The sequence below is a fragment of the Segatella albensis DSM 11370 = JCM 12258 genome (assembly GCF_000426565.1).
GTDB lineage: Bacteria > Bacteroidota > Bacteroidia > Bacteroidales > Bacteroidaceae > Prevotella > Prevotella albensis.
Genome location: NZ_KE384540.1, coordinates 25,378 through 49,433 on the forward strand (window position 1 = coordinate 25,378; position 24,056 = coordinate 49,433).

18 protein-coding genes and 1 tRNA gene are annotated in these 24,056 nt (G+C 40.1%); 12 read left to right on the forward strand and 7 right to left on the reverse strand.

Annotated elements, in window-relative coordinates:
* Positions 1-6 precede the first annotated feature (6 nt).
* From K333_RS0109965 to K333_RS12450, 5 genes are all read left to right on the forward strand, one after another.
* The gene (locus K333_RS0109965; RefSeq protein WP_024990008.1) at positions 7-1,074 is read left to right on the forward strand and encodes a nucleotidyltransferase domain-containing protein; all 1,068 of its coding nucleotides are present in this window, start codon (positions 7-9) and stop codon (positions 1,072-1,074) included.
* Positions 1,071-1,229 (forward strand): hypothetical protein, encoded by a 159-nt coding sequence (locus K333_RS13235; RefSeq protein ID WP_154653041.1) that lies wholly within the window; start codon positions 1,071-1,073, stop codon positions 1,227-1,229. Before K333_RS0109965 ends, K333_RS13235 begins: the two co-directional genes overlap by 4 nt.
* Before the next feature lie 34 nt (positions 1,230-1,263).
* Positions 1,264-2,262: an MraY family glycosyltransferase gene (locus K333_RS0109975; RefSeq protein WP_024990007.1), complete on the forward strand. Its 999-nt coding sequence runs from the start codon at positions 1,264-1,266 to the stop codon at positions 2,260-2,262.
* An 835-nt stretch (positions 2,263-3,097) separates the two neighbouring features.
* Positions 3,098-5,014, forward strand: coding sequence for a polysaccharide biosynthesis protein (locus tag K333_RS0109980; RefSeq protein ID WP_027452653.1), 1,917 nt, complete (start codon positions 3,098-3,100; stop codon positions 5,012-5,014).
* Positions 5,015-5,104: 90 nt separating this feature from the next.
* On the forward strand, positions 5,105-6,151 hold the full coding sequence (locus K333_RS12450; protein ID WP_024990006.1) for a type I phosphomannose isomerase catalytic subunit: 1,047 nt from the start codon (positions 5,105-5,107) through the stop codon (positions 6,149-6,151).
* On the opposite strand, the gene K333_RS0109990 is transcribed toward K333_RS12450, so the two are convergent.
* On the reverse strand, positions 6,120-6,911 hold the full coding sequence (locus K333_RS0109990; RefSeq protein ID WP_154653042.1) for a hypothetical protein: 792 nt from the start codon (positions 6,909-6,911) through the stop codon (positions 6,120-6,122). The genes K333_RS12450 and K333_RS0109990 overlap by 32 nt on opposite strands.
* Before the next feature lie 150 nt (positions 6,912-7,061).
* Positions 7,062-7,616, reverse strand: a complete 555-nt coding sequence (gene rfbC / locus K333_RS0109995; protein ID WP_024990004.1) for a dTDP-4-dehydrorhamnose 3,5-epimerase — start codon at positions 7,614-7,616, stop codon at positions 7,062-7,064.
* 171 nt (positions 7,617-7,787) lie between these two features.
* Between rfbC and K333_RS0110000 the strand changes: the two genes are divergently transcribed.
* On the forward strand, positions 7,788-8,321 hold the full coding sequence (locus K333_RS0110000; RefSeq protein ID WP_024990003.1) for a UpxY family transcription antiterminator: 534 nt from the start codon (positions 7,788-7,790) through the stop codon (positions 8,319-8,321).
* Here K333_RS0110000 and K333_RS12455 read toward each other — a convergent pair.
* The 3 genes from K333_RS12455 to K333_RS0110015 form a co-directional block, all read right to left on the reverse strand.
* Complete coding sequence (locus K333_RS12455; RefSeq protein ID WP_161624569.1) at positions 8,305-10,041, reverse strand: M6 family metalloprotease domain-containing protein; 1,737 nt, start codon at positions 10,039-10,041, stop codon at positions 8,305-8,307. The genes K333_RS0110000 and K333_RS12455 overlap by 17 nt on opposite strands.
* A 140-nt stretch (positions 10,042-10,181) precedes the next feature.
* Positions 10,182-10,254: transfer RNA gene (locus K333_RS0110010), tRNA-Phe, on the reverse strand.
* Positions 10,255-10,389: 135 nt separating this feature from the next.
* On the reverse strand, positions 10,390-11,244 hold the full coding sequence (locus K333_RS0110015) for an AraC family transcriptional regulator (RefSeq protein ID WP_024990001.1): 855 nt from the start codon (positions 11,242-11,244) through the stop codon (positions 10,390-10,392).
* Between the two features lie 227 nt (positions 11,245-11,471).
* Between K333_RS0110015 and K333_RS0110020 the strand changes: the two genes are divergently transcribed.
* The 4 genes from K333_RS0110020 to K333_RS0110035 are packed head-to-tail and all read left to right on the forward strand — an operon-like array spanning position 11,472 to position 18,830.
* Positions 11,472-12,779: an IPT/TIG domain-containing protein gene (locus K333_RS0110020; RefSeq protein ID WP_027452654.1), complete on the forward strand. Its 1,308-nt coding sequence runs from the start codon at positions 11,472-11,474 to the stop codon at positions 12,777-12,779.
* A gap of 19 nt (positions 12,780-12,798) precedes the next feature.
* Positions 12,799-15,870: a SusC/RagA family TonB-linked outer membrane protein gene (locus K333_RS0110025; RefSeq protein ID WP_027452655.1), complete on the forward strand. Its 3,072-nt coding sequence runs from the start codon at positions 12,799-12,801 to the stop codon at positions 15,868-15,870.
* A 9-nt stretch (positions 15,871-15,879) separates the two neighbouring features.
* A complete protein-coding gene (locus K333_RS0110030; RefSeq protein WP_244870429.1) occupies positions 15,880-17,877 on the forward strand; it encodes a RagB/SusD family nutrient uptake outer membrane protein in 1,998 nt (665 codons plus the stop codon).
* 17 nt (positions 17,878-17,894) lie between these two features.
* Positions 17,895-18,830, forward strand: a complete 936-nt coding sequence (locus K333_RS0110035; RefSeq protein ID WP_027452657.1) for a BT_3044 domain-containing protein — start codon at positions 17,895-17,897, stop codon at positions 18,828-18,830.
* Between the two features lie 111 nt (positions 18,831-18,941).
* On the opposite strand, the gene tsaA is transcribed toward K333_RS0110035, so the two are convergent.
* Both tsaA and axeA1 read right to left on the reverse strand, forming a co-directional pair.
* The gene (gene tsaA, locus K333_RS0110040) at positions 18,942-19,628 is read right to left on the reverse strand and encodes a tRNA (N6-threonylcarbamoyladenosine(37)-N6)-methyltransferase TrmO (RefSeq protein WP_024989998.1); all 687 of its coding nucleotides are present in this window, start codon (positions 19,626-19,628) and stop codon (positions 18,942-18,944) included.
* Positions 19,629-19,655: 27 nt separating this feature from the next.
* Positions 19,656-21,047 carry an acetylxylan esterase AxeA1 gene (gene axeA1 / locus K333_RS0110045; RefSeq protein WP_027452658.1) on the reverse strand — a complete coding sequence of 464 codons (1,392 nt, stop codon included), beginning with the start codon at positions 21,045-21,047 and terminating at the stop codon, positions 19,656-19,658.
* 93 nt (positions 21,048-21,140) lie between these two features.
* On the opposite strand from axeA1, the gene sppA reads away from it, so the two are divergent.
* Positions 21,141-22,934, forward strand: a complete 1,794-nt coding sequence (gene sppA / locus K333_RS0110050; protein ID WP_024989997.1) for a signal peptide peptidase SppA — start codon at positions 21,141-21,143, stop codon at positions 22,932-22,934.
* Positions 22,935-22,939: 5 nt separating this feature from the next.
* Positions 22,940-24,043 (forward strand): tetraacyldisaccharide 4'-kinase, encoded by a 1,104-nt coding sequence (gene lpxK / locus K333_RS12460; RefSeq protein WP_036886232.1) that lies wholly within the window; start codon positions 22,940-22,942, stop codon positions 24,041-24,043.
* Positions 24,044-24,056: the final 13 nt, after the last annotated feature.

A 24,056-nucleotide genomic window follows, 5' to 3' on the forward strand; every position in this document is an offset into this window, starting at 1 on the left:
CATTATATGAAAGAGAAGGACATATTTTTCAATCTTATCAAGTTGGGTATAGGACATAATGCGGAACCCATTCTTGATGAGGTGGATTGGACCACAATAGAAGCTCTTGCGGCAAAGCATGGGCTTTCAGCCATTATACTTGATGGCATCAATTGTTTATCTGAAATTGCCAGACCTCCAAAAGAGGTGTTGTTACAATGGATAGGGTGCACCCTTCAAAGCTATGAATATCGATATACATCATATCAGAAAGCCATAGCAGAATTGGCTGGCTGGTATAACGCCCGCGAGTATAAAATGATGGTGTTGAAAGGGTATGCCTGTAGTATTGACTGGCCTAAGCCTGAGCACCGGCCTTGTGGAGATATAGATATCTGGCTGTTTGGAAAACAGAAGGAAGCTGATGCATTATTGGTAAAGGATAAAGGCGTTATTGTAGATACGTCTCATCACCACCATACTGTATTTGACTGGGGTGGTTTTATGGTGGAGAACCATTTTGACTTTATTAATGTGCATCATCATAAATCTAATGCAGCATTTGAATCTTTATTGAAAGAGCAAGGTCAAGATGATTCCTATTATGTTGAGGTGGAAGGTGAGAAGGTATATCTGCCATCACCCAACCTGCACGCACTTTTCTTGCTTAAACATGCTTGTATAGAGTTTGCTGCATCAGGGTTAAACTTGAGGCAGTTGCTAGATTGGGCATTCTTTGTAAAGGCGCATGGCCGCAAAGTTGAATGGGCATGGTTGGAAAATATCCTAGAACAATTTGGTATGAAACGTCTTTATAATGTTTTTAATGCCATCTGTGTAGGTGATTTGGGCTTTGATGTATCTTTGTTTCCTGAAGTACAATTCGATCCAGATTTGAAAGATAAGGTGCTAAAAGAAATATTATCCCCAGCCATTGCTAATGATAAACCGAGAAAACTGTTTCCAAGGATTATTTGGAAATGGCATCGCTGGAGGGCTAACGAATGGAAGCATAAGTTGGTATATAAAGAGAGTATGTGGAGTGCCTTCTGGAGTGGCGTGTGGGGACATTTGTTGAAACCGAAATCAATATGAGTGAGATAGAAGAACGTTTAAAAGAATTTATGGAGCAGGAAGTAAAATCGTGCACAATGGATTTTGGAGGCATTACACCACTATACGTTTACAGGATGTGGGGAGGAGCAGTGACAGTCAATTATTATATGGCAACGGGTCTTAAAGAGTTGTAATCTATGATTTATGAATGTATAAAAGATTTAATATATGTGGAGAACGTATTTAATTATAGTGATTGTTTTATTTGCAGCAGAGCTGATTTATTTCCGCATTGCTGATAAATATAATATCATCGACAAACCTAATGAGAGGTCGAGCCATTCGAGTATTGTACTTCGTGGCGGTGGCATCATATTCATGATGGTGTTGTGGATATGGACTGCATTCTATGGATTCACTTATCCGTGGTTTGTTTTGGCGGTAACAGTAATAGCTGGTATTAGCTTTATTGATGATATTCGGTCACTTTCTGATAAGGTTCGATTAGTAGGGCAGTTCGCTGCTATGCTATTGATGTTCTATCAGTTGGGTATGCTACATTGGAACATGTGGTGGGTGGTTTTACTTGCACTTATTGTATGTGTAGGCGCATCTAATATCATCAACTTTATGGATGGAATAAATGGAATTACTGGTGCTTATGCTTTTGCATCATTGATACCATTGTATCTGTTGAACGAACACATGAATTTTGTTGATTCATCGTTAATTATTGCAGTTGGATTAGCTGATTTGGTATTTTGTTTATTCAATTTCCGTCCAAAAGGTAAGGCTAAATGCTTTGCAGGTGATGTGGGATCTATAGGAATTGCTTATATCCTTCTGTTCTTGATAGGTGCATTGATTATGAAGACAAAAGATGTAACATATTTGATTTTCTTGCTTGTATATGGAGTAGATGGTTGTTTAACAATATGTCATCGCATCATATTGCATGAGAATTTAGGAATGGCACATCGTAAGCATGCGTATCAGATTATGGCTAATGAATTGAAAATAGGGCATATGAAGATCTCATTGCTGTATATGGGGATGCAATTGGTCGTTAGTTTGGGCTTTATTTATTGTTGCCCTAATACGGTGTTGGCACATTGGATATATTTGATATGTGCTGCATTGCTTTTGGCTTTGGGGTATGTGATGTTTATGAAGAAATATTATCACTTGCATGAGGAATATTTGAAAGAAATTAGGAAAAATGAATGATGTGCGCATATCGCTCAATTCTTCTACAAAGGTATCTTTATAAGATAGTTTTTACAATATTTAAACCTTATCCGAGAATTGTTAAAAGAAAAAGTGCCCACCTTTTTGCTCTATCTAGAACATCTGGGAAGCATGATGCCCTGGAAAACATGGAAAACACCTCCTCAAAAAGGTCGACTTTTTGAATGAAGTTAACTTCATCGGCTTACGAAGTTAACTTCGTAAGCTTACGTGAATAGGTATGTTGCCTTGTGTAGTTAACTGAAAAAGCCGATTTTTCAGTATTTTTCGAGGATAAAACAAGATGTAGAATTGCAACCTATTGATAACTAGGTGGTTACGTTTTGCTCATATTTTTAATATTCGTAATCACTACATCATTAATTCTGAATTCGCAAATTATGAGCATCTTTTGTCGATTGTAGATTAAGAAATAAAAAATAATTTTAACGTTTGAGGTGCTTCTGTTATGAACCGTGCATTTCTACAGAAAAAATTCTGTAAAAGTATTGAAGCGCTGATACAAAATTAATTGATCTTTGGGAGACTTCGGTCTCCCTTTTTTAATTTATTGTGTTGTTGATTGAAAGTTCAATATTTTGTATATCATCTATTAAATTCTTTTGTGCTTTCAAGTGTAGATTATATAGTAGAATTCTTATCTCCAAATGCGTTTTTATCTTGAAAAAAGCTTAGGATCCTGCAAACTTATTTGGTTGTATTAAAATATTCGAAAAAAATAACATAAAATAGTTGGAACTTAAGAAAATAATATATAGATTTGCCATATAGCATTACTTATCATTCGATTTAAACATTTAATTACTTAAAACACATGGGACTGAATCACTTAATATGCTGGTACTTTAAGAAAAACTCTTTGCCATATTGGTGTATTTTATTGCTCGATATGTCAATTGTTATGGCATCGGGAATTATCATGTTTTATCTTTTCCGACATGGTATGCAAACGGCTACACATTTTTGGGAACTTGTGCATTCTATGTTTATCTATACGATACTTGCAATGATTGGATTTAGACGTTTCCATACTTATTCTGGTATCTTTAGGTATTCTTCGTTTGTTGATTTGAAGAGAGTCGGGTATGCCAACTTGATGAATCTGGTAATTGCTCTTGTGCTTCATTATCCGTTATATAGGTTGCCAACGAGTTTTTTTTCTAATCTGAATGGTCGTGAAATTATTGGATTGTATTTCATTGCTACTGTAGCGATGTGGGCTGTACGTGTGCTGGTAAAAGAACTTTACGATCTGGCCTTCCAAGATGAAAAAACCATGCGGGCATTGATATATGGCGTGTTGGATGGTGGTGTGATGCTGGCTAAATCGATAAGAACAGAGAAGCCTAAGAGGTTTGATTTGAAAGGATTTATCTCGAATCAAGAGACTTTGATTCATCATAATCTAATGGGGGTAAGAGTGTTTGATGCAGATGACTCTTTGAAAAAGGTGATAGAACAATTGGGGATAGAGGCTTTGCTGGTAGCGCCACAAAGGAATCAACAATTTCGTAAGGATGAAAAACTGCAGAATTTCTTTATCGATGCTGGTGTGAAGATCTTTATGATCGATGAGGCTAAGGAATGGGTAGCTGGGTCGATGACACAGGGACAAGCACTACAAGAGGTGAGTGTCGAGGATTTATTGCCTAGGAGTGAAATAAAAGTAGATATGGAGAGTGTTGCTCGTGAACTTACGGGGAAGCGCATTATGATAACGGGTGCTGCCGGCTCGATAGGTTCGGAGATTGTTCGTCAGGTGGCACTCTTTAAACCGGCTGGCATGATGTTGATTGATCAGGCTGAAACACCGGAACATGATGTGAGATTGATGATGGAAAAACAGTTTCCGGAAATCCCTGCAAAAACTGTGGTGACATCGATTACGAAAATGGATAGGATGGACCGGATTTTCCAAGACTTCCGCCCAGACTACGTATTTCATGCAGCTGCATATAAGCATGTGCCAATGATGGAAGATAACCCTTGTGAGGCTGTGCAAAATAATGTTTTAGGTACGAAAGTCATTGCAGATCTGAGTGTGAAATATGGTGTCAAGAAGTTTGTGATGGTGAGTACGGATAAGGCCGTGAATCCAACGAATGTGATGGGATGTTCGAAACGTATCTGTGAGATTTATGTGCAGAGTTTGAACAAGGAAATTCGTGATAATGGCAAGGATGGTGTCCTGACGCAGTTTGTTACCACTCGTTTTGGTAATGTGTTGGGAAGTAATGGTTCGGTAATTCCGCTGTTCAGGGAACAACTGAAACGAGGTGAACCACTTACTGTAACACATCCTGATATCATTCGTTTCTTTATGTTGATACCGGAGGCATGTAAGTTGGTACTAGAAGCAGGAACGAAGGGTAATGGTGGCGAAATCTTTGTCTTTGACATGGGAAAACCTGTAAGAATTGCAGATTTGGCAGAGCGCATGATAAAACTGAGTGGCGCAACGGATGTAGAGATAAAGTATACTGGTTTGCGTCCTGGTGAAAAGTTGTATGAGGAAGTACTCAATGAGTTAGAAGGTACGAAACCTAGTTTTCATGAAAAGATTCGCATTGCTTCGGTTCGCGAATATGATTACCAAGAGGTGAATCGAGAAATCCAGCAGTTGATAGATGTAAGTTGGCAGTTTGATGATATGGAAACTGTCAAGATCATGAAACGGATAGTACCAGAATTTAAGAGTAATAATTCTGTGTATGATGTATTGGATAAATGAAGGAAGCCTTGCGAAGAGCAAGGCTTTTTTCTTTATGTTTATGTGTGGTTTTATTTTTTTTTGTATCTTTGCCGGTAAATAATTTGTAAAATGGAAAATACGAATATATTACCATTACTATTTGAACCAAATCTACATGAGACCGTTTGGGGCGGTGATAAACTATGCCAATGGAAAGGCCTTGATGCACATAGTCTGCCGGTAGGAGAGTCTTGGGAGGTTTCGGCCGTTCCTTCAAGTATCAATATTATAACTAATGGACCGTTTGCTGGTCGCGATCTTGTTTCACTTATAGAGGAATATCCTATAGAGATTCTCGGTGCCTCTGTAGCCGAAAAATACAATAATAAGTTGCCATTATTGGTGAAGTTTATTGATGCTCATAGAGATTTATCTATTCAGGTGCACCCTAATGATGAAATGGCGAAAAGAGTGCATGGCAAATTTGGTAAAAGTGAGATGTGGTATGTGATAGACGCAGAACCTGGAGCTTATCTGTATGCCGGATTTAGTCATGAAATTAATCAGGACGAATATCGAAGGAGAATTGCTGACGGAACCATTACAGAGGTGTTGGCAAAGCATGAGGTGAAAGCCGGTGATGTGTTCTATTTGCCAGCGGGCAGGGTGCATGCCATCTGTAGTGGCATCCTATTGGCTGAGGTACAGCAGAGTAGTGACCTTACCTATCGTATCTTTGATTATAATCGTCCTGGTATGGATGGTAAACCTCGGGAATTGCATACTGATCTAGCAGCAGAGGCTTTGGATTTTCATGTAGAGGATGATTATCGTACTCGTTATGTGGAGGTTGATAATCGTGCAAACTCGGTATTGTCGACACCTTACTTTAGTGTACGGGTTGTTGACACAGAAGAACCTTTCCATCGAGATTTGATAAAATATGATAGCTTTATTATTTCGATGTGTCTGAAGGGTAGTTGTAAAATTCGTATACGGAGTAATGGTCAAGAGGTGGAATTAAAAGAAGGCTATAGCTGCCTGATACCTGCAGTTATAGCCGACTATGATATTCTTCCTGTTGGGAATTGTAAACTTCTAGATGCATATATCGATAACAAACAGCGCGATCTTGGTAGTGCTATCAGTAGATTTTTGCATCTTTCGAAGAAATGATTTGTGATACAATTGGTTGGGGTGCCTTAAGGGTATCCCCCCAAGCGGTATCTATTTCCATGTTGCTGTTATCGGCATCTTTTATTACAATACCTCTATATAGGGTGGTATGGTCTGTTTCTAAAGGTAGGTCTGAGAATGTACATGTACTAACGACCTCTCCTTCTTTATCTTTGAACTCTAACTTTATGTTGGCATGAGTGATATTCCCATCTGTTGTTGGAAGGAAAAAGTTTAAAAAGATATTCATTTCCTTGTGTTTGTCAGGAGTTAAAGGAATATCACGAGTTATTGTTTCTGGGGATATACCGATATTGTTAATCATGTCGAAACTTTTACATACTCCATCCGCAGTAAGGGTAATTGTTGTGACATCGTCAGGAATAGGGCATGTGTTGATGATGTTGAATCGTGCAATACAGTGTTTTAAGGTACATGTCCTAGTATTATTTTTTACTGATTTGATCCTCACGTTAGCACTATAGCTATACGCTTCCTGTACCTTTCCACTAGTATAATTGATGACCTCATCGTTATTTGTTACAGGAACACTGTCTTTGGTAGCAAAGATTACTAGACGGTAATTGCCAGGATTACAATTAATAGAAAGTTTTCCAAAAACTGAATCTTTAGTTGTTTCCCTTCCGGAGTATGCGATCTTGTTGTCGGAAGTGACTAAGGCCCAAAAGATGTTTTTGATTCCGACATCCTGTGCCGTGGCGTTAGCTCTTGTTGCAAAGTCAATGAATTTGTTATCCAACTTGCATTTAACTGTAAGATTTACTAATTTCTCGTTTTTTGTTTGTTCTAGATCTTCGGGATCTAGGTTTTCGCAAGACGCAAAAAAACTCAGTACTAATGATGCCATTAGTACTGTGAATAAAATTTTTCTCATATTATATTCCTTTCGTTAAAGTTCGAACGGTGTTTCGAAGTCTTTGAGCAAAGGATGTTTTGTGTCTTTTTCGCTTAATATGGCTTCTTTCACTGGGATCTTCCAGTCAATACCAAGACTTTCGTCGGTAATGGAAATTCCACCATCTGCTTCTGGGTGATAGAAATTATCACATTTATACTGGAATACTGCGGTTTCGCTTAGAACTGCAAAACCATGTGCAAATCCTTTCGGGATAAAGAACTGACGATGATTGTCTTCTGTAAGTTCTACTGCTACATGTTGTCCGTAGGTCTTACTGCCTTTTCGTATGTCGACGGCTACGTCGAGTACACGACCGCGAACACATCTTACTAATTTAGACTGGGTGAAAGGTGGACGCTGGAAGTGCAGACCGCGCATTACACCATAGCTTGATTTACTTTCATTGTCTTGTACGAATTCGATGTTACCAACCTTTTCCTCGAATTCTCTTTTTGACCAACTTTCAAAGAAGTAACCACGTTCGTCCTTAAAGAGACGAGGCTCTATAATCAATACTCCATCGATGTTGGTTTTTATTATTTCCATTATTTAATTTATTTTAATTGAGTGCAAAGATATAAAAAAACAGTTGAAGAAATTAGTTCTTTAACCGATTTAACGTGATTTAAATGAAGCTTATGTGATTTCTTTGTTGATATTGTCCTATATAAAAAAAATAATGTATATTTGCAACTTAAAACTAATATAGCTGATTCTATGAAACAATGGTTCCCGATGCGAGTAACTTATTCTCGGCAGATGAATGTGAAGGCGTATCTCGACGAGCATGATATACGTTCGTTTGTACCTATGCAGTATACAAATTATGTAGAGAATAAGCGTGTAAAGCGTAAACTGGTGCCGGCCGTGAATAATCTGATCTTTATCTTTAGTGATCAGAAGACGATAACAAGACTGAAACAGCAAACGGTAGAATGTGAACCATTGCGCTATATGATACAACGCTCTGTTGTTTCGGATAAACCTGATACGATAATGACGGTGCCTACGCGACAAATGGAGAATTTCATCCATGCTACGGAGGTGAATATGGATGAGGTGGTGTATCTTTCTGCTGATGACTTAAAAGGTAAGGTTAATGCGCATGTTACTATTACAAGTGGTCCTTTCGAGGGCGTGGAAGGGGTTGTGCGTCGCGTGAAGGGCAACAAGCATGTTGTTGTCGAACTGGAAGGGTTCGGTGGATATGTTATCAATTTTATTCCGAATGCTTTTATTTTGAAGAAGTAATAAACTTATGTCCTGATTGTAGGATGATACCTTGATAATCTGATGTTATACGTTGACCATTTATATTGTACATTGGGCGTTGCGGATCGAGTCGACTGCCATTCTTTGTCGATGGGAAGTTGATAATTCCTGTAGATTTATTTTCAAGATAATCGAAAGTGATATTACCATCCGATTCCTTAATATTATATATAGGCTTGTCTATTATCGTGCCATTGATATCGATAGATAGAATGAAATCAAGTTGTGTGATGCCTGGATAAGGGTCACCTGCCAAATCTGTCCAATAATCCGTGTTGGTGATATAGTCTGGATTCGTTTGGGCCTTTTCGTCATCAACGAGATACGAGGATGTAATCTTACCATCGGCAGGAAGTAAGGTGACGTCAGGGAATCCTTTATTATTGTTGATACCGGAACTCATGTAGATAGTTCCATCATAAGCTATGCGGTAAACGAGAAGACCATGTCCTGGCATCTTGCTATACCAACCTTCTTGTTGGATATTCTGGAGTATGGCATATTTATTGGTGTTGCTACTTGGAATTTTATATGATTCTGTATGTTGTAAGGTAATCGTGGATGCCTGTTCTGGGATGGAAATCATCTTATCCCATCCAAGTGCTTCTGTTTCCCAAGGAGTAAGTGGGGTAGGACAGTAGCCTTCGCCAGTATATTCCCCACCATCCATCAAATCCCAATACTCCATGGATTGGTCGTTATAGTTTTTGTAGTCGGAGAAATCGATAGTTGGATAAATATCAGGGAGTCCCATCGTATGGCAGAATTCATGACAGAATAGTCCGATGCCATTGAACATAATATATTTATCGGTAGGTCGCCCATTGAGTTCATTGTTGATGCCAAATCGATTCACGATGACGCCTTGATCTTTCGTTGTGATTTTAGAAGAACCTAGGGTTCCGGATTTTGGCCATAGATAGTCACTACCAGCGCGGTTACTTTCTGAATAACCTGCATATATGATATATACGAGGTCGACATTCCCATCACTATCAGAGTCGTAATCTTTGAAGTTGACAGAGGGATCAACGAGTTCTACAGCTTCTTTTATCATCTGTGTATAGTGGGAATCAGAACCGGCACTGTTGCTGCCATAGTAGTCATAATTTTTACTTACTGTTACAGGACCAACGATATCAAAGATGGGTGTAAATTTGCCCTTGGAGATGTCTTTGAAATATTGGGCTACAGACCCATAGTTGTCATATTCGTTGTAAGTATTGTTATAATAATTGTAGGCATAGGCAGGATGTGGGCCATTGTCATTTATGTGGTTCAGGTAGATATTGAAATCATTCTTAGGGTCATTGCTCTTGAAATGCAAATCTTTAAAATTCACGAGTATCACTAGAGCGTGAGGTGAACCGGTGTGTGGAAAATAAGAAGGAGTGGTGCTGCCTACGCTTACACGTGTGGTAGGATTTTGTTCTACGATAGCTTGTGAGCCTAAGCAATGTACCATTGAATTTTTGGGATAACCGAAAGATGTTATCGTCAGTTGGTTGTTGCGAATGATACCTTGAAATACTCTTCCTGAAAAATCGGTGAACCAGTTGCATGATTCATTGCCATGCATCACAAGGGTGATTAGGTTTCCATCTGGTCCGATTACGGTGAATGGCGTAGAATTGGCCTTGACTGCATACAGATGTATGGGCAGAAGGATGAAGACAAATGATATAATGTAGTTTCTCAAGTTCATATTGATTATAAATGTGGTAATTGTTTCATGTTTTTATAAATACATGACAAAGATAATGGAAAAAATAAAAGATTGCAAATTTTAAGGCATAAAAAAAGGCGACCAAATCTTGGCGCGCCTAATGAAAGGAGGAGTGGTACCTCTTGGAGTTGAACCAAGGACACATGGATTTTCAGTCCATTGCTCTACCACCTGAGCTAAGGTACCGTCTTTTACTCGTTTGCGGGTGCAAAGGTATGAAAAGTTTTCGATATACCAAAATTTTTTCTTCACTTTTTTTGTTTTTATGTCAGAATCATTACAGTATATCCCTTTTATAGGAGTAAGAAGTCACAAAGTGATTCATCGTTTCATACGATATTGTTGTGGAGTAATGCCGATATTTTTTTTGAATATACGGTTGAAATACGAGTTGTCGATATATCCCAGTGTCTCAGCAATGAATTTTATCGGTTGATTGGTGGTGACTAAGAGTAGTTCCGCTTTTTCAATTTTCTTGCGTGTGATATATACATTAGGTGTAGTACCCATATATTGTTTGAAGAGGCGGATGAAGTGATCTTTCGACATACAGGCTCGTTGGGCCAAGGCATCGATTTCTATGGCTTGGTCGAGATGACGTCGGATGTATCGCAGAGTATTGGCAATGCGATCGTCTTGGATGTCAACCTGTTGATGAGCATATTTGAAAAAGTGTGACATAAGAATATAGATGATGCCACGTGCTTCTATATTGTCACACATACAGCAACGACTGTTGAGTTGGAGATTGTTGACCAAAGTTTGATAATTGTTGTAGCTCTTTGGGTTGGATTCGGGAAGTTTAAGGAAAGGATAGATCGTGCAGAGACGTTTCATGAATTCTTCATCGGATGCTTGTGATTCAATTTCTACGGGAAAGGTGAAATCCTCGATGAAACTTTCTTCGTTGTCATTGTTTTCATAGATATGCAGATAGTAGTGGCAAAAATGACATGTACAAGTATAACTGTGTCGTGTGTAGGCGGGAATAAAATATAGATGTCCTGGTGTGAGAGTATAATTTTGGTTTCCGATATCGATGGAAGCGCAGCCTTCTGTAACGAGGAATAGTCGTGCAAATGGGCTTCGTACGTTTTTCCAGTTCCAGTCGGCATTATGACAGGCATAGCCTACATTTAATGTAAGTAGATGTAATTGGTCTATTGAGTAATTCATTTGCTTTATGGTTAATTATCAGATTATTTTCATTTGTACAAAATTAATGAAAATAGTGCTATCTTATGTCGATAAAGTACTTTTTTCTCGTTACAAATTCTTTATGATTTGTTACATTATCGATATTCTTCTATTATTTTTCGATATCGTCATATAGTTTCTTTGGATGACAGAAATATATTTGCAGTCGAATTACTTAATAATTATATTATGAAAATCAGTTAACCATGAAGAAAGTTTTTGTGTTTTTATCTGTTGCTCTCCTGTTGGCATGTGAGAGCAAGGAAGACATCGAACTGTATCCAAAGGTTATCAACACGTATGATGCGAGTAAATCAGTATCGCTTACGTCTATTGATCCACCTTATGGCGGTATCAATACACCGTTTATCGTGAATGGTAACTTCGGTGACAGTTTGAGCCAAATGAAAGTGTATTTCGGAAAGAAACCTGCAGTACTGGTGCGGACTAATGGTAGTTCGATACTGGGATTGGTACCTAAGTTAAATGCAGGAAAGCAGCAGATTTCCGTTGTATGCGGTAAGGACAGTGTAGTGGGGGAGAATGTCTTGTTTAAGTATGAACAGACAAAATCGCTCAAGACATTGGCAGGTTCCTTTGGTGATGAGAAGAATCAAGATGGAGATTTAAATTCTGCCCGATTCAAAGAGGTATCGAATATTGCTACCGTAAAGGGTAACAATTCAGACAATGTTATTGCCGTGGAGTCATGGTGGAATTCTCGTGTAAGTTTGGTGTCACCGGAAGATAATCAGGTAGTTACGCTTTCTACATCACATTGCTTTGGAACACCGGCTGTCGATAATACGCGAGAGAAATTCTATCTCGTTCAACATTGGGCGGATGACCGTACAATCTATTCTTACTCTCGTAAGGAAAACTATGCGGAGAAGAATACCAACATCACGATTTCGAAGAATGATATGCCTGGACAAATCTGGTCGGGTGCTTTCCGAGAGAATGACAATGATCACCTATATTATCTAGATACGAATTGTAACTTTTGTGAGGTAGATCTGCCGAATTTGACATATCGTATGATCAAGTTGGAAGGAGATAAACCTTTTGATTTCCGCGACCGTTGTCAGATGATTTATAGTAAATTCCACCATTGCTTCTTTGCCTCTTTTTATCAGATGGCCGGTATTTACAAAATCTATGAAAACCAGGATGGAACTTGGCATATAGAGAAATATGCAGGATTCAATGGTAATGGTTCTAATACGGGACATAGACTGAAGGATGCCCAATTTATAGAACCTTATGGTATGACAGTAACTTCTGACGGAGATATCTATGTGGTGAACCGTGCAGGTAGTTTTATCAACAAGATTTCTGGTGATCAGGTAGAAATTGTGGCAGGATCCCCAGGACAAAGTGGTCAGGTAAATTCCGATACCGAACCACTGGATGCTCGTTTTAATTCGCCTCAGGATATTGCAGTCGATAGTGAAGATAACTTCTATATTGCTGGCGGATGGGATAGAACAATCAGAAAACTTAGTATAGAATAGCATAAACCTAAAAAATAAAATGAAACATACAATAATTATCATTTTAGTGGCTCTGCTATGCCCTTTCCTTGGAGTGCATGCTCAGAATGAACTGGATGCTTCGGGATTGGTGATGACGGAACAGGGTGAAGAAATCATCGGTGCTACGGTGAGTGTAAAGGAGGTTCCGGGCAAGGGCGTAATCACGGATATGGACGGACGGTTCAAGTTGACCGGTATAAAACCGGGACAGACAATCGTGGTGTCGTATATCGGATATAAAAAGTATGAACAGAAACTAAATAAGAGTGATGCTCGTATGCGTATTGTACTCCATGAGGCTGTGGACAATATGGATGAGGTCGTCGTTGTCGGACAGGGTACCCAGCGTAAGATTTCTGTGACAGGTGCTATCACGAATGTGGAAGCTAAAGAACTTCACGTGCCTGCTACATCAGTATCTAATATGTTGGGTTCTCGTGTTCCTGGTATTATCTCTGTGACGAGAAGTGGTGAACCGGGTAAGGACTATTCACAATTCTGGATTCGTGGTATCAGTACTTTTGGTGCTAACTCAAGTGCGCTGGTGTTGATTGACGGTATAGAAGGTGACTTAAATAAACTTGATCCAGAGGATATTGAGAGTTTTTCTATTCTAAAAGATGCATCGGCAACAGCCGTCTATGGTACTCGTGGTGCTAATGGCGTAGTACTGGTAACGACACGTAGAGGTAAGGCTGGTAAATTACGCATTGATGGTAAGATTAACGTGAACTATTCGTACTCTCCACGAATGCCAGAATATGTGAATGCCTATGAATATGCTTCGTTAGCCAATGAGGCTGCAGTTTCACGTGGGCTTGACCCAATCTTCAATAATGTAGATATGGCCCTCTTCAAGAATGGTATGGATCCAGATTTACATCCTAATGTAGATTGGCATGATGTGATTTTGCGTAACCATACATGGTATCAGCAAGCTCACTTCAGTGCATCTGGTGGTGGTCAGGTGGCTCGTTATTATCTAAGTTTGGGTATGCTCAATAAGGATGGTATCTTCAAGCAGGATTCCAAACTTCAAGACCAAGATTCTAATGTTAAGTTCCGTCAGTATAACTTCCGTGCTAATGTGGATGTAAACCTAACACGTACTTCTACATTGACCTTAGGATTGGAAACGACGATACAGGATCGTAACTATCCGGGATATGGTGATAGTTCTGATGCTTTGTGGCAAGCTTGTTCTACGTTGACTCCTATCACGGTACCATTGGTCTATTCATCGGGGGAATATCCTGCTTATGGAGCTGACAACAATAAGATCAGTCCATATGTTTTGTTGAATATGACTGGTTATCGCCAATATTATGGTAACAACACTAAATTGAATTTGGCCTATAATAAGGACTTGAGTTGTATTACGAAGGGTTTGTCGGCTACATTGCTTTTCAACTTTGATTCTAACTCATCTCTTTCTGAAAGTCGTAGTAAATGGCCTGCTCTTTATTACACTACAAAGCGTAAACGTGATGGAGAACTTGATCTCATCAAGGTGCGTGATTATCAGAGTCAACAATATGCGAATGACAGATTTGTGGATCGCAAGTACTATTTCGAAGCTCATTTAAATTATGACCGTATCTTCAATAAAGATCATCGTGTTGGTGGTTTGGTACACTATTATCTCTCTGATTACAAATCATCTGGTAATACAACATTGCTTACGGCTATTCCAAAACGATATATTGGTTTATCAAGTAGGTTGACCTATTCTTATAAAGATACCTATTTCGTAGAAGGTAACTTAGGTTATACTGGGTCAGAAGCTTTTGAAAAAGGTCATAAGTTTGGATTGTTCCCAGCCGTTTCCGGGGGATGGATCCCTACACAATATAAGGCTGTACGCCAGTTGTTGCCTTGGATGAGTTATCTGAAGTTCCGTTTGTCGTATGGTGAGGTAGGTAATGATCAGATTTCGGGTAGTCGATTCCCTTATCTTTCTCTGATGGGTTCAGGAAGTTCTGGTCCTTGGAATTCTGGTTCTGGTATTACCGAGACACAGGTAGGTTCGAACAATCTAAGATGGGAGAAGGCCGTAAAGCAGAATCTCGGTATTGATATGAAACTATTTGGTGAACATATCGACCTGTCCGTAGATTTCTATAAGGATGTCCGTTCTGGTATTTATCAGCAGCGAGCAAGTATTCCTGCCGAAATGGGTCTAGCATCCATGCCATATGCTAATGTCGGAAAGATGAAGAGTTGGGGTGTGGATGGGCATATCTCTTACTTCCAACCTTTGGGTAAGGATGCAGGACTTACATTACGTGCTAACTTGACACAATCGAAGAATAAAGTATTGGAGTTTGAGGAGTCGATAAAGAGTTATCCATATCAGTATACAACGGGTTATACATGGGGTATACAGCGTGGACTTGTCGCACTCGGACTTTTCAAGGATGAGGATGAAATCAGAAATTCTCCTCGACAGACCTTTGCTAGTGATGTGTTGCCTGGTGATATTAAATACAAGGATGTGAATGGTGACGGTGTAGTAAACTGGGATGACCAGATACCATTGAAATATAGTAATGTGCCGGAGATACAATATGGTTTCGCTACAGAGGTGTATTGGAAGAACTGGACATTGAGTGTACTCTTTGGTGGTGTTTCTCATGTACAGTATTATGCCGGTGGCTCCGGTTATGTACCATTTGAAAATAAAGAGACTGGTAATATCCTGAAGATAGTAGCCGACCAGAACAACCGTTGGACATCAGCAGCTTTCTCTGGTGACCCTTCTACAGAAAGAGCTGATGCTAAGTTCCCTCGTCTCTCATATGGTTCTAATGCTAATTCACAGGTATATTCTACATTCTGGTTGCGCAATGGTGCATATCTCCGACTGAAGAATGTACAACTTACTTACAATCTAGACAAGTCTTTAGTGAAAAAACTCTATATGACGAATGCTTCTATCAGTCTGATCGGTGAAAACCTGGCTCTCTGGGATCATGGTGACAAGATCTTCGATCCTTCACAGGCCAGTGGTAATGGTGCTGCTTACCCATTGCAGCGTGTGTTCACTTTACAGATTAACGTATCATTCTAATCAAGAAAAATGATGATGAAATTATCTTTAGCCAAGTTTGGCAAGCTGGCGCTGCCTATGATTGCTGGCGCTGCTATATTTTCACTCAGTTCGTGTGGAGAGTCGTTCCTTGATATTGATAGCTATATTAATGACCAGGTGACTATCGACTCCGTCTTTACCTCCAAGACCCGCGTACTGCAATATATCAATGGTGCAGCTTCGTTTCTGCCCGATGAATCAAAAATCATTTCAGGAGGTTCTTATTCACCAAGTGGTTTGGCGGCTGATGAGGCTATTGTGCCTTGGGCTGATTGGAATCACCGTGGTTCCTATCTGATGATAGATGAGGTATCTGTAAACGATGTAAAGGGCTATGACATTTGGGAAAATATGTTCAAGGGTATCCGTAAGGCAAATATTTTGATACAGCGCATACCTGAATGTACAGAACTTACAGACCTTGAGCAGCGCGACTATATGGGACGTGCTTATTTTCTCAGGGCTTATTTCTATTATAGTTTGATGCGCCTTTATGGACCGGTGCCTATCTTGCCAGATACACCTTTTGCCAGTGATACACAGGCAGATGTAGCTTCGTATGAACGGTCGAGTTATGACGATTGTGTGGAGTATGTCTGCAAGAATTTCGAGAAGGCAGCCGAACTGTTGCCTGTACAGCGCGAAAAGGCATTCCTTTATTTGCCGACTCGTGGCGCAGCTCTTTCGTTTGCAGCACGATTAAGACTATACGATGCTTCTCCATTGTTTAATGGTAATACCTATTATGCAGATTGGAAACGCACTGATGGTACGCCATTTATAGCACAGACCGAGGACAATACGAAATGGGGAAAGGCTGCTGCTCTCTATAAGCGTATCATCGATATGGGACGTTATCAGTTGAATACTGTAGAGAAGATTCAAACCACTTCTCGTGTGGCTGGTACTTTGCCATTACCATCAACAGTATCGAACAAACCATTTCCGAATGGTGCTGGGGATATCGACCCATATAAGAGTTATAAGTCAATCTTTGATGGAAGTATCGAACCAGAACATAATAAGGAGTTGATATACTTCTGTCCACGAAGTGATGCTGATGACTGGACATTCTATCCAAACCCATTAGGCGGTATCAATGGTTATTCTGTTACGATAGATATGGTAGATTCTTATCGTATGGCTGATGGTCGACAGTATAGTGAAGCTACGGATGAAGAGAAATCGTGGAAAGCTGTAGGTGAAGGTAAGACTTTCTCGGAAGATTACGTGTTGGCTCCGGAGCGTGCGCATAGAGATGACAACCGTGAACCGAGATATTATGCGAGCATCGGTTTCAACTACTGTGTATGGCCTTGTACATCTTATACAGGTACAGAAGCGAAGAAAAACTTTGTGGCAACCTATTATAAAGATGGTAACAGTCAGCCTACAGGTACGGTAAAGGTAGACTATAACCGACTGGGATATACTTGTAAGAAGTATGTCAATCAGGAAGATATTATGAACTGGCAAGGTTCACGTAAGGCAAAAACATATCCAATGATGAGATATGCAGAAATCTTGTTAGGATATGTGGAGGCCATGAATGAGATGAAATCGCCTTATACCGACGAGGAAAACCATGTTACCGTGAGCCGTGATGTAGAACAGATGGTGTATTATTTTAATATGATACGTTATCGTGCAGGTCTTCCGGGTATCACTACTGCTGACGCTTCTGACTATGAAAAAATGAAGAGGTTGATAAAACAGGAATGGAAGGTGGAATTTGCTTTCGAGGATCATCGCTATTATGACCTGCGTAGATGGAAAGATGCTCCAGAGGCAATGAACAAACCTGTTATGGGACTTGATGTAAGTGCCAAGTCTGCTGAACGTCAGCGATTCTATACCGTACGTGTATGGAATACAGAGAAAACCATGAAACGCTTGTTTAAGAACAAAATGTATTTCTATCCAATTCCTAAAGTAATTCTGCAGCGTAATGCTCGTTTGTGCCAGAATCCAGGTTGGACTGATTAAAGAATAATAGTATGAAGATGAAAAAAATACTTTCAATATCTCTTGCGGCAGTAGCTGGTCTAATGATGGCCAGTTGCTCCGATGAGGCTCCGATGGATACCGATTTGTATCCTCAGACTGTATATATTGTGGGAGCACACAACCGTATCATAGATGCAAACTTAGATCTAAGATATCCTGTAGATACCGTGAATTTATCGGTCTCAGTGAGTGGTAACCGTATTCTCGACAGAGATGTTAAGGTGACATTGGCAGAATGTCCTGAAGCAATTCAATATTATAATGAACGTGAGGTCTCTGCTCAGGCTCGACAATTCCGTCATCTTGGTGATACGGTGTATAGCATTCCTTCTAATGAGGTTATGGTACAGGCAGGTGAGGTGTACCACACATTCCCAATTTACGTAAATCCACAGTCGCTGAAGTGTGATTCTTTGTATATGTTGGCTTTTAAGATTGCCGGGACATCAGAGTTTAAGGCAACAAAGACAGATACTGTCGCACTTGTGAATCTGCATCTTAGCAATCCATATTCCGGACAATATTACATGAATGGTGTCATCAAGGCCGTTGATAATCCGAATGATTCTCTAGTGTATGTGATGCCTAGAAAACTTGTTGCTACAGATGATGGACAGACAGTACGTATGTTCCATTATAATAATGAATGGCAAGAAGGAGCGATGAATGATTATCGTCCGACAAGTACTTTTAAGATTACAGTGAATCCTGATCAGACGTTGAAACTGACATCGTGGGATAAATTTGACTTACAAGATGGCGGTGGTAAATATTATCCTGAGATGAAAGCTTATGCTCTTTGGTATACCTATCGTGAAAGAGGAAAACTTTGGAAGACTGTAGGATTCCTATATAAAGAACGTAAGAATAATACCCAACAGCATGAAATCAATGATTGGATGGAGGATATGAGAGCAAGTGGCTGGCAATAAAGGTTATCGTGTTATTATTAGTTTACAGGAGAGAGGGGCACATCACATTGATGTGCCCCCTGTTATTTTTATATGTGGTGATTTATATATAATCCAGTAAACATGTGCTGTTTACAAAGGAAGGACAATGACGGTGTCATCGACAACCTTAAAGTGAATATCTTCACTCTTGAAAGGCATGCCATAGATTCTTTCCGGGTCATTCTGGTATTGAGGCCTAGGATCCTCGGCGAGAACCTCTTTCAAACTCTCGATGTCAGTATCGGTAAAGGCATGCTGCTGTCGCAAAGTTTCTTCGATGTCATTGCTCAGTTCCACCTTTAATTTGTTCCATTGCCTCTGGTCGACAAATCCACTTCGGGCCTCCTGATGGCTATCGGCATAAGTGATGTATGGTTTGATGTCGAATATCGGAGTGTCATCCATGAGGTCGGCTCCGGAAACATAAATGCGGGGAGCATCCTTGGCATCATAGTCGATATGGTGGATACGGACACTGGAAAGACCCAGACTGTTGGGCCGGAATGGAGAACGACTGGCAAAAACACCTACCTTCTCGTTGCCACCGAGACGTGGTGGACGTACAAGAAGACTGTTGGCTGCATGCTTGTTGGCAGAAAACTGCCAGATAAGCCAAAGGTAATCGAATCCCTCGATGCCACGAATTGCATCAGAATTTCGATAAGTAGGTTCCAATGTAATATATCCCATGAGATTTTCGGCAATTCCTGATTGCTTCGGGATACCAAACTTTGATTTTAGAGGGGAATGAAAAGTCGCTATCTGTTCGATATTCATATTCAAGTTTTCTATTCTTATATCAACCTATAGTTTCTTTATTTTATCTGCTATAATTTCCGCAATCTTCTTTGCTCCTTCTGATGTAGGATGTACTCCGTCGTCCTGTACCAATTGGGAATCTGTAAACAAAGTATGTAAATCCAGATACTGGCATTTGTTCTTTTGGGCAAGTTTCCGGATGATAGGCATCTGTTCTTTTGAAATGATATTGTCATTGAGTCCCCAACTCGGTTTGAACACAGGAATAGCACTACAAAGAATGATCTTCGGATGATGAGGAAGATGCTTGATTTCGTTAATCAATTGTTGATAGTCATTCTTGAAGTCTGCCTTGTGTACCCAGTTGTGAGACTTTGTGTCGTTAGTGCCCAATTTGATGATGACAATATCAGGATTGAAGGCCTTTGCATCGTCATAGATACTTTCGCGCATATAAGGTAAGTCACCCTTGTTCATGAGTGTACGAGCGCTGATACCAAAATTTTTGACTTGGTAATCGTTGCCGAGAATATGTTGAAGATGAGCAGGGTATCCCTCAAGAGCAGGTAACTCGATACCCATACCTTCGGTGATGCTATTTCCGATGCAAGCCACTTTCACAGCATCAAGTTTTGGAGAAGGATGCGCATTGAGCCATGCATCTAAATCATTGAGTAATTGGTTGTGGAAAGGAAAAGAGTTCAGAAAACCAAAGCCGTGGTCACCGAAAGGATATATCAACAGAGAACAATCGTTGCCAACTTTGCGCATGGCTGTGTAGTAGGCGACAGCATTCTCTACCGGACGTACGACATGGTCATCGCTTGCCAGCAAGATGATGGCAGGTGGAGTCTGGTGAACACGTACTTGCTTCTCATTGGAATAAGTATCTTTAAGCGAATCGCTTGGTTGTTCGCCGAGCAAAAACTGGCGAGACCAGAAGTGGGTTCCTTCCTGCATGGTGATAACAGGATAAAATAATATGGAGAAGTTGGGACGATGTGCGTAATCGGCATGAGTAGATATGGTAGAAGCTAAATGGCCTCCAGCAGAAAATCCCATGATCCCTATATCCTCGGGATTGATATGCCAAGCGAGAGCAGAGTCGCGAACCGTTTTCATCGCATTCATCGCATCACCGATAGGAATGTTACGGTCGCCATGCGGCATACGATATTTTACAACAAAATAACTGATTCCTCGTTCGTTGAACCATGGCGCCCATTGATGCCCTTCATGGTCGCCAGCCCACATAGAATAGCCTCCTCCAGGACAATCGACGACGGCTCTCCCTGTGGGATTAGAGGCTAAATAACAATAGAGAATGGCTCCACTGTCTTCCGAGAGGTAAATCGCTTTAGGCTTTGCTTCTCCGTATGTCGAGAGAGCGATAAAAGCCAAAGATAGAGAAAAGAAACTTCGCAAAATGTTCTTCATTGTGTCTTGATTTTTATGTAGTTTGCGCAAATATACAACTTTTTTATAATAAAAAGAGGTATGTTTGAGATTTTTTTATTACCTTTGCCTATTATGAAAGAGTTTTTTAAATACATGCTTGCAACGATGGCCGGAATTTTCTGTTTCGGAATCGTTATGGGATTACTCGGGTTGATATCAATCGTGGGTATGATCTCGTCTGCTAATACTAAGACTGTCATCGGTGACAATTCGGTGATGGTTATTAACCTACAAGGTACAATCTCAGAACAAGGACAAGATAATTTCCTAAGTGAATTGACAGGAAATCAGATTAATCAGATGGGACTTAATGTGCTGAGGTCGGCCATTAAAAAAGCTAAGTCAGAACCTAAAATCAAGGGTATCTATCTGCAAGCTGGTGTACTGAGTACAGACTATGCGACATTGCAGGAATTGAGAGGAGACCTTGAAGATTTTAAGAAGTCGGGTAAATTTATCATCGCTTATGGTGACCAATATACACAGGGTGCTTATTATCTGGCTTCTGTGGCTAATCGACTGTATATTAATCCGGAAGGACGATTAGACTGGCATGGTATAGCTTCGCAGTTGGAATTCTATAAAGGACTTTATGAAAAACTTGGTGTGAAGTTCCAAGTGTTCAAGGTTGGTAAGTTTAAGAGCTATACCGAAACTTATGTAGAAGACAAAATGAGCGATGCCAATCGTGAACAGATCAACAAATATATCAATGGTATTTGGGATACGTTGGTAAGTGATGTCTCAAAGAGTAGAAATATCAAAGAGGCAGATCTTAGAAAATATGCCGACCAGATAACAATGCTTCAGGGCACGGATGTACTGAAGAAAGAAAAACTGGTTGATGGCACTTTGTATTATGATCAGATTCGTTCTTTGGTCAAGAAAACTATGGGACTGAGTGATGATGATGTAATATCACAGGTAAGCCCTGAGGAAGTGAATGATGCCGTATTAGAAAAAGAGAACGGAGACGAAATCGCAGTATATTATTGTGAAGGTGATATCGTGCAGATGAGTTCTGATTATGACTTCGGAGGTAACAACGAAATCTTCGCTCCGGATGTAATTAAGGATTTGGATGCCCTTGCCAACGATGATGACGTGAAAGCTGTAGTGTTGCGAATCAATTCCGGTGGCGGTGATGCTTATGCCAGTGAGCAACTTTGGCATGCTGTGAGCCAGCTTAATAAGAAGAAACCTGTTGTCGTCTCTATGGGTGGCATGGCCGCATCGGGTGCTTACTATATGAGTATGGGCGCTCGATGGTTGGTAGCAGAGCCAACTACCTTGACGGGTTCTATTGGCATCTTTGCTTGTATACCTGATGTGACAAATCTGTTGGGCGATAAGTTAGGTATCAAGTTTGATGAGGCAAAGACCAATGAAAATGCCGGATTCTCGATGAGCGGAGGTATGATACCTATGGCAAGGCCATATTCAGCAGTTGAGGCTCAGGCCCTGCAGGGATATGTAGAAAGAGGATATAAACTCTTTACTTCGAGAGTGGCACAAGGCAGAAAGATGCCTATCGCAGAGGTAGAGAAAAATGCGCAGGGTAGAGTATGGCTCGGAAAAGACGCTATTGGCATAAAATTGGTTGACCAACTAGGCTCTTTGGATGATGCTATCGCGTGTGCAGCAAAATATAGTAATATCAAGACATATTATGTGACAGAGCAGCCTAGAGTACCAGACTTCATGGCTCAACTGCTTAAAAATCTATCCGGCAGTCATGGTACATACCTTGATGAACAATTACGTCTGACGCTAGGTAGCTATTATGAGCCATTCATGAAATTGAGGAATATCAATAAGCGAGAGGCTCTTCAGGCTAGAATCCCTTTTGAAATAAAGGCATACTAATTTATATGGTGAAACAAAGAGTAGAAGGAGACTTTATAAAAATCAATGAATGGCTACGACCGTTGAGTTGGCTTTACGGGGTAGTAGTGAGAATACGAAACTGGTGCTTTGATGTAGGAATATTGAAAAGCAAGAGTTTCGCTATCCCTGTGATATCCGTTGGTAATATTACCGTAGGAGGATCGGGAAAGACTCCACACGTAGAGTATCTCATCCGATTGCTTCAAGACCGTGTAAGGGTGGCAGTTCTTTCGCGTGGATATAAACGAAAATCGCATGGCTATGTTTTGGCTCAGGAAAATACCAGTATGCCTAAAATTGGTGATGAGCCATTTCAGATGCATAGTAAGTTTCCGAATGTTTATGTTGCTGTATGCAAAAAACGATGTGAGGGAATAATGCGCCTGCAGGAAGATGAAGAAACAAAGGATGTGCAGGTCATATTACTAGATGATGCCTTTCAACATCGATATGTCAAGCCAGGAGTAAATATCCTTCTTGTGGATTATCATCGGTTGATCATCTATGATGAATTGCTTCCGGCAGGACGACTGAGAGAACCTTTGTCGGGTAAGAATCGTGCGGATATCGTCATCGTTACCAAGTGTCCGAAAGACTTGAAACCTATGGAATTCCGCGTGCTTACCAAGGCCATGAGTCTATATCCTTATCAGCATCTCTATTTTACGACATTAGAGTATGATGGTGTTGAGGCCATGTATGGAGAAAAAGAGAAGTATCCTTTGGATTTCTTGCGTGGCAAACAGATACTGCTTCTTACCGGTATTGCTTCCCCAGAACAAATCATGGTAGATTTGCAGAGCTATAGCTCAAGTATTATCCCTATGATATTTGCGGATCACCATAACTATAAAAGTTGTGACATCGATGCGATAAAAGAGCGTCTTGAGCAACTTGGTGACTCTTGTATCATCCTTACGACAGAAAAGGATGCAGCCCGATTGAGAAGTATCGAGGAGCTACCTCAGAAGTTGAAAGATAATTTGTATATCCTGCCAATACGTGTGAAATTCCTTTTAAATCAAGAACAGAGATTTAACAATAGGATAATTCAATATATACGCAAAAATCAAAAAATATCGTTATAGTTTAACGAAAATG

Excerpts from the sequence above, each read along its gene's own strand:
- K333_RS0109965 (WP_024990008.1), top strand. The coding sequence starts at position 7 with ATGAAAGAGAAGGACATATTTTTCAATCTTATCAAGTTGGGTATAGGA.
- K333_RS13235 (WP_154653041.1), top strand. The coding sequence starts at position 1,071 with ATGAGTGAGATAGAAGAACGTTTAAAAGAATTTATGGAGCAGGAAGTA.
- K333_RS0109975 (WP_024990007.1), top strand. The coding sequence starts at position 1,264 with ATGTGGAGAACGTATTTAATTATAGTGATTGTTTTATTTGCAGCAGAG.
- K333_RS0109980 (WP_027452653.1), top strand. The coding sequence starts at position 3,098 with ATGGGACTGAATCACTTAATATGCTGGTACTTTAAGAAAAACTCTTTG.
- K333_RS12450 (WP_024990006.1), top strand. The coding sequence starts at position 5,105 with ATGGAAAATACGAATATATTACCATTACTATTTGAACCAAATCTACAT.
- rfbC (WP_024990004.1), bottom strand. The coding sequence starts at position 7,616 with ATGGAAATAATAAAAACCAACATCGATGGAGTATTGATTATAGAGCCT.
- K333_RS0110000 (WP_024990003.1), top strand. The coding sequence starts at position 7,788 with ATGAAACAATGGTTCCCGATGCGAGTAACTTATTCTCGGCAGATGAAT.
- K333_RS0110015 (WP_024990001.1), bottom strand. The coding sequence starts at position 11,244 with ATGAATTACTCAATAGACCAATTACATCTACTTACATTAAATGTAGGC.
- K333_RS0110020 (WP_027452654.1), top strand. The coding sequence starts at position 11,472 with ATGAAGAAAGTTTTTGTGTTTTTATCTGTTGCTCTCCTGTTGGCATGT.
- K333_RS0110025 (WP_027452655.1), top strand. The coding sequence starts at position 12,799 with ATGAAACATACAATAATTATCATTTTAGTGGCTCTGCTATGCCCTTTC.
- K333_RS0110030 (WP_244870429.1), top strand. The coding sequence starts at position 15,880 with ATGATGATGAAATTATCTTTAGCCAAGTTTGGCAAGCTGGCGCTGCCT.
- K333_RS0110035 (WP_027452657.1), top strand. The coding sequence starts at position 17,895 with ATGAAAAAAATACTTTCAATATCTCTTGCGGCAGTAGCTGGTCTAATG.
- tsaA (WP_024989998.1), bottom strand. The coding sequence starts at position 19,628 with ATGAATATCGAACAGATAGCGACTTTTCATTCCCCTCTAAAATCAAAG.
- axeA1 (WP_027452658.1), bottom strand. The coding sequence starts at position 21,047 with ATGAAGAACATTTTGCGAAGTTTCTTTTCTCTATCTTTGGCTTTTATC.
- sppA (WP_024989997.1), top strand. The coding sequence starts at position 21,141 with ATGAAAGAGTTTTTTAAATACATGCTTGCAACGATGGCCGGAATTTTC.
- lpxK (WP_036886232.1), top strand. The coding sequence starts at position 22,940 with ATGGTGAAACAAAGAGTAGAAGGAGACTTTATAAAAATCAATGAATGG.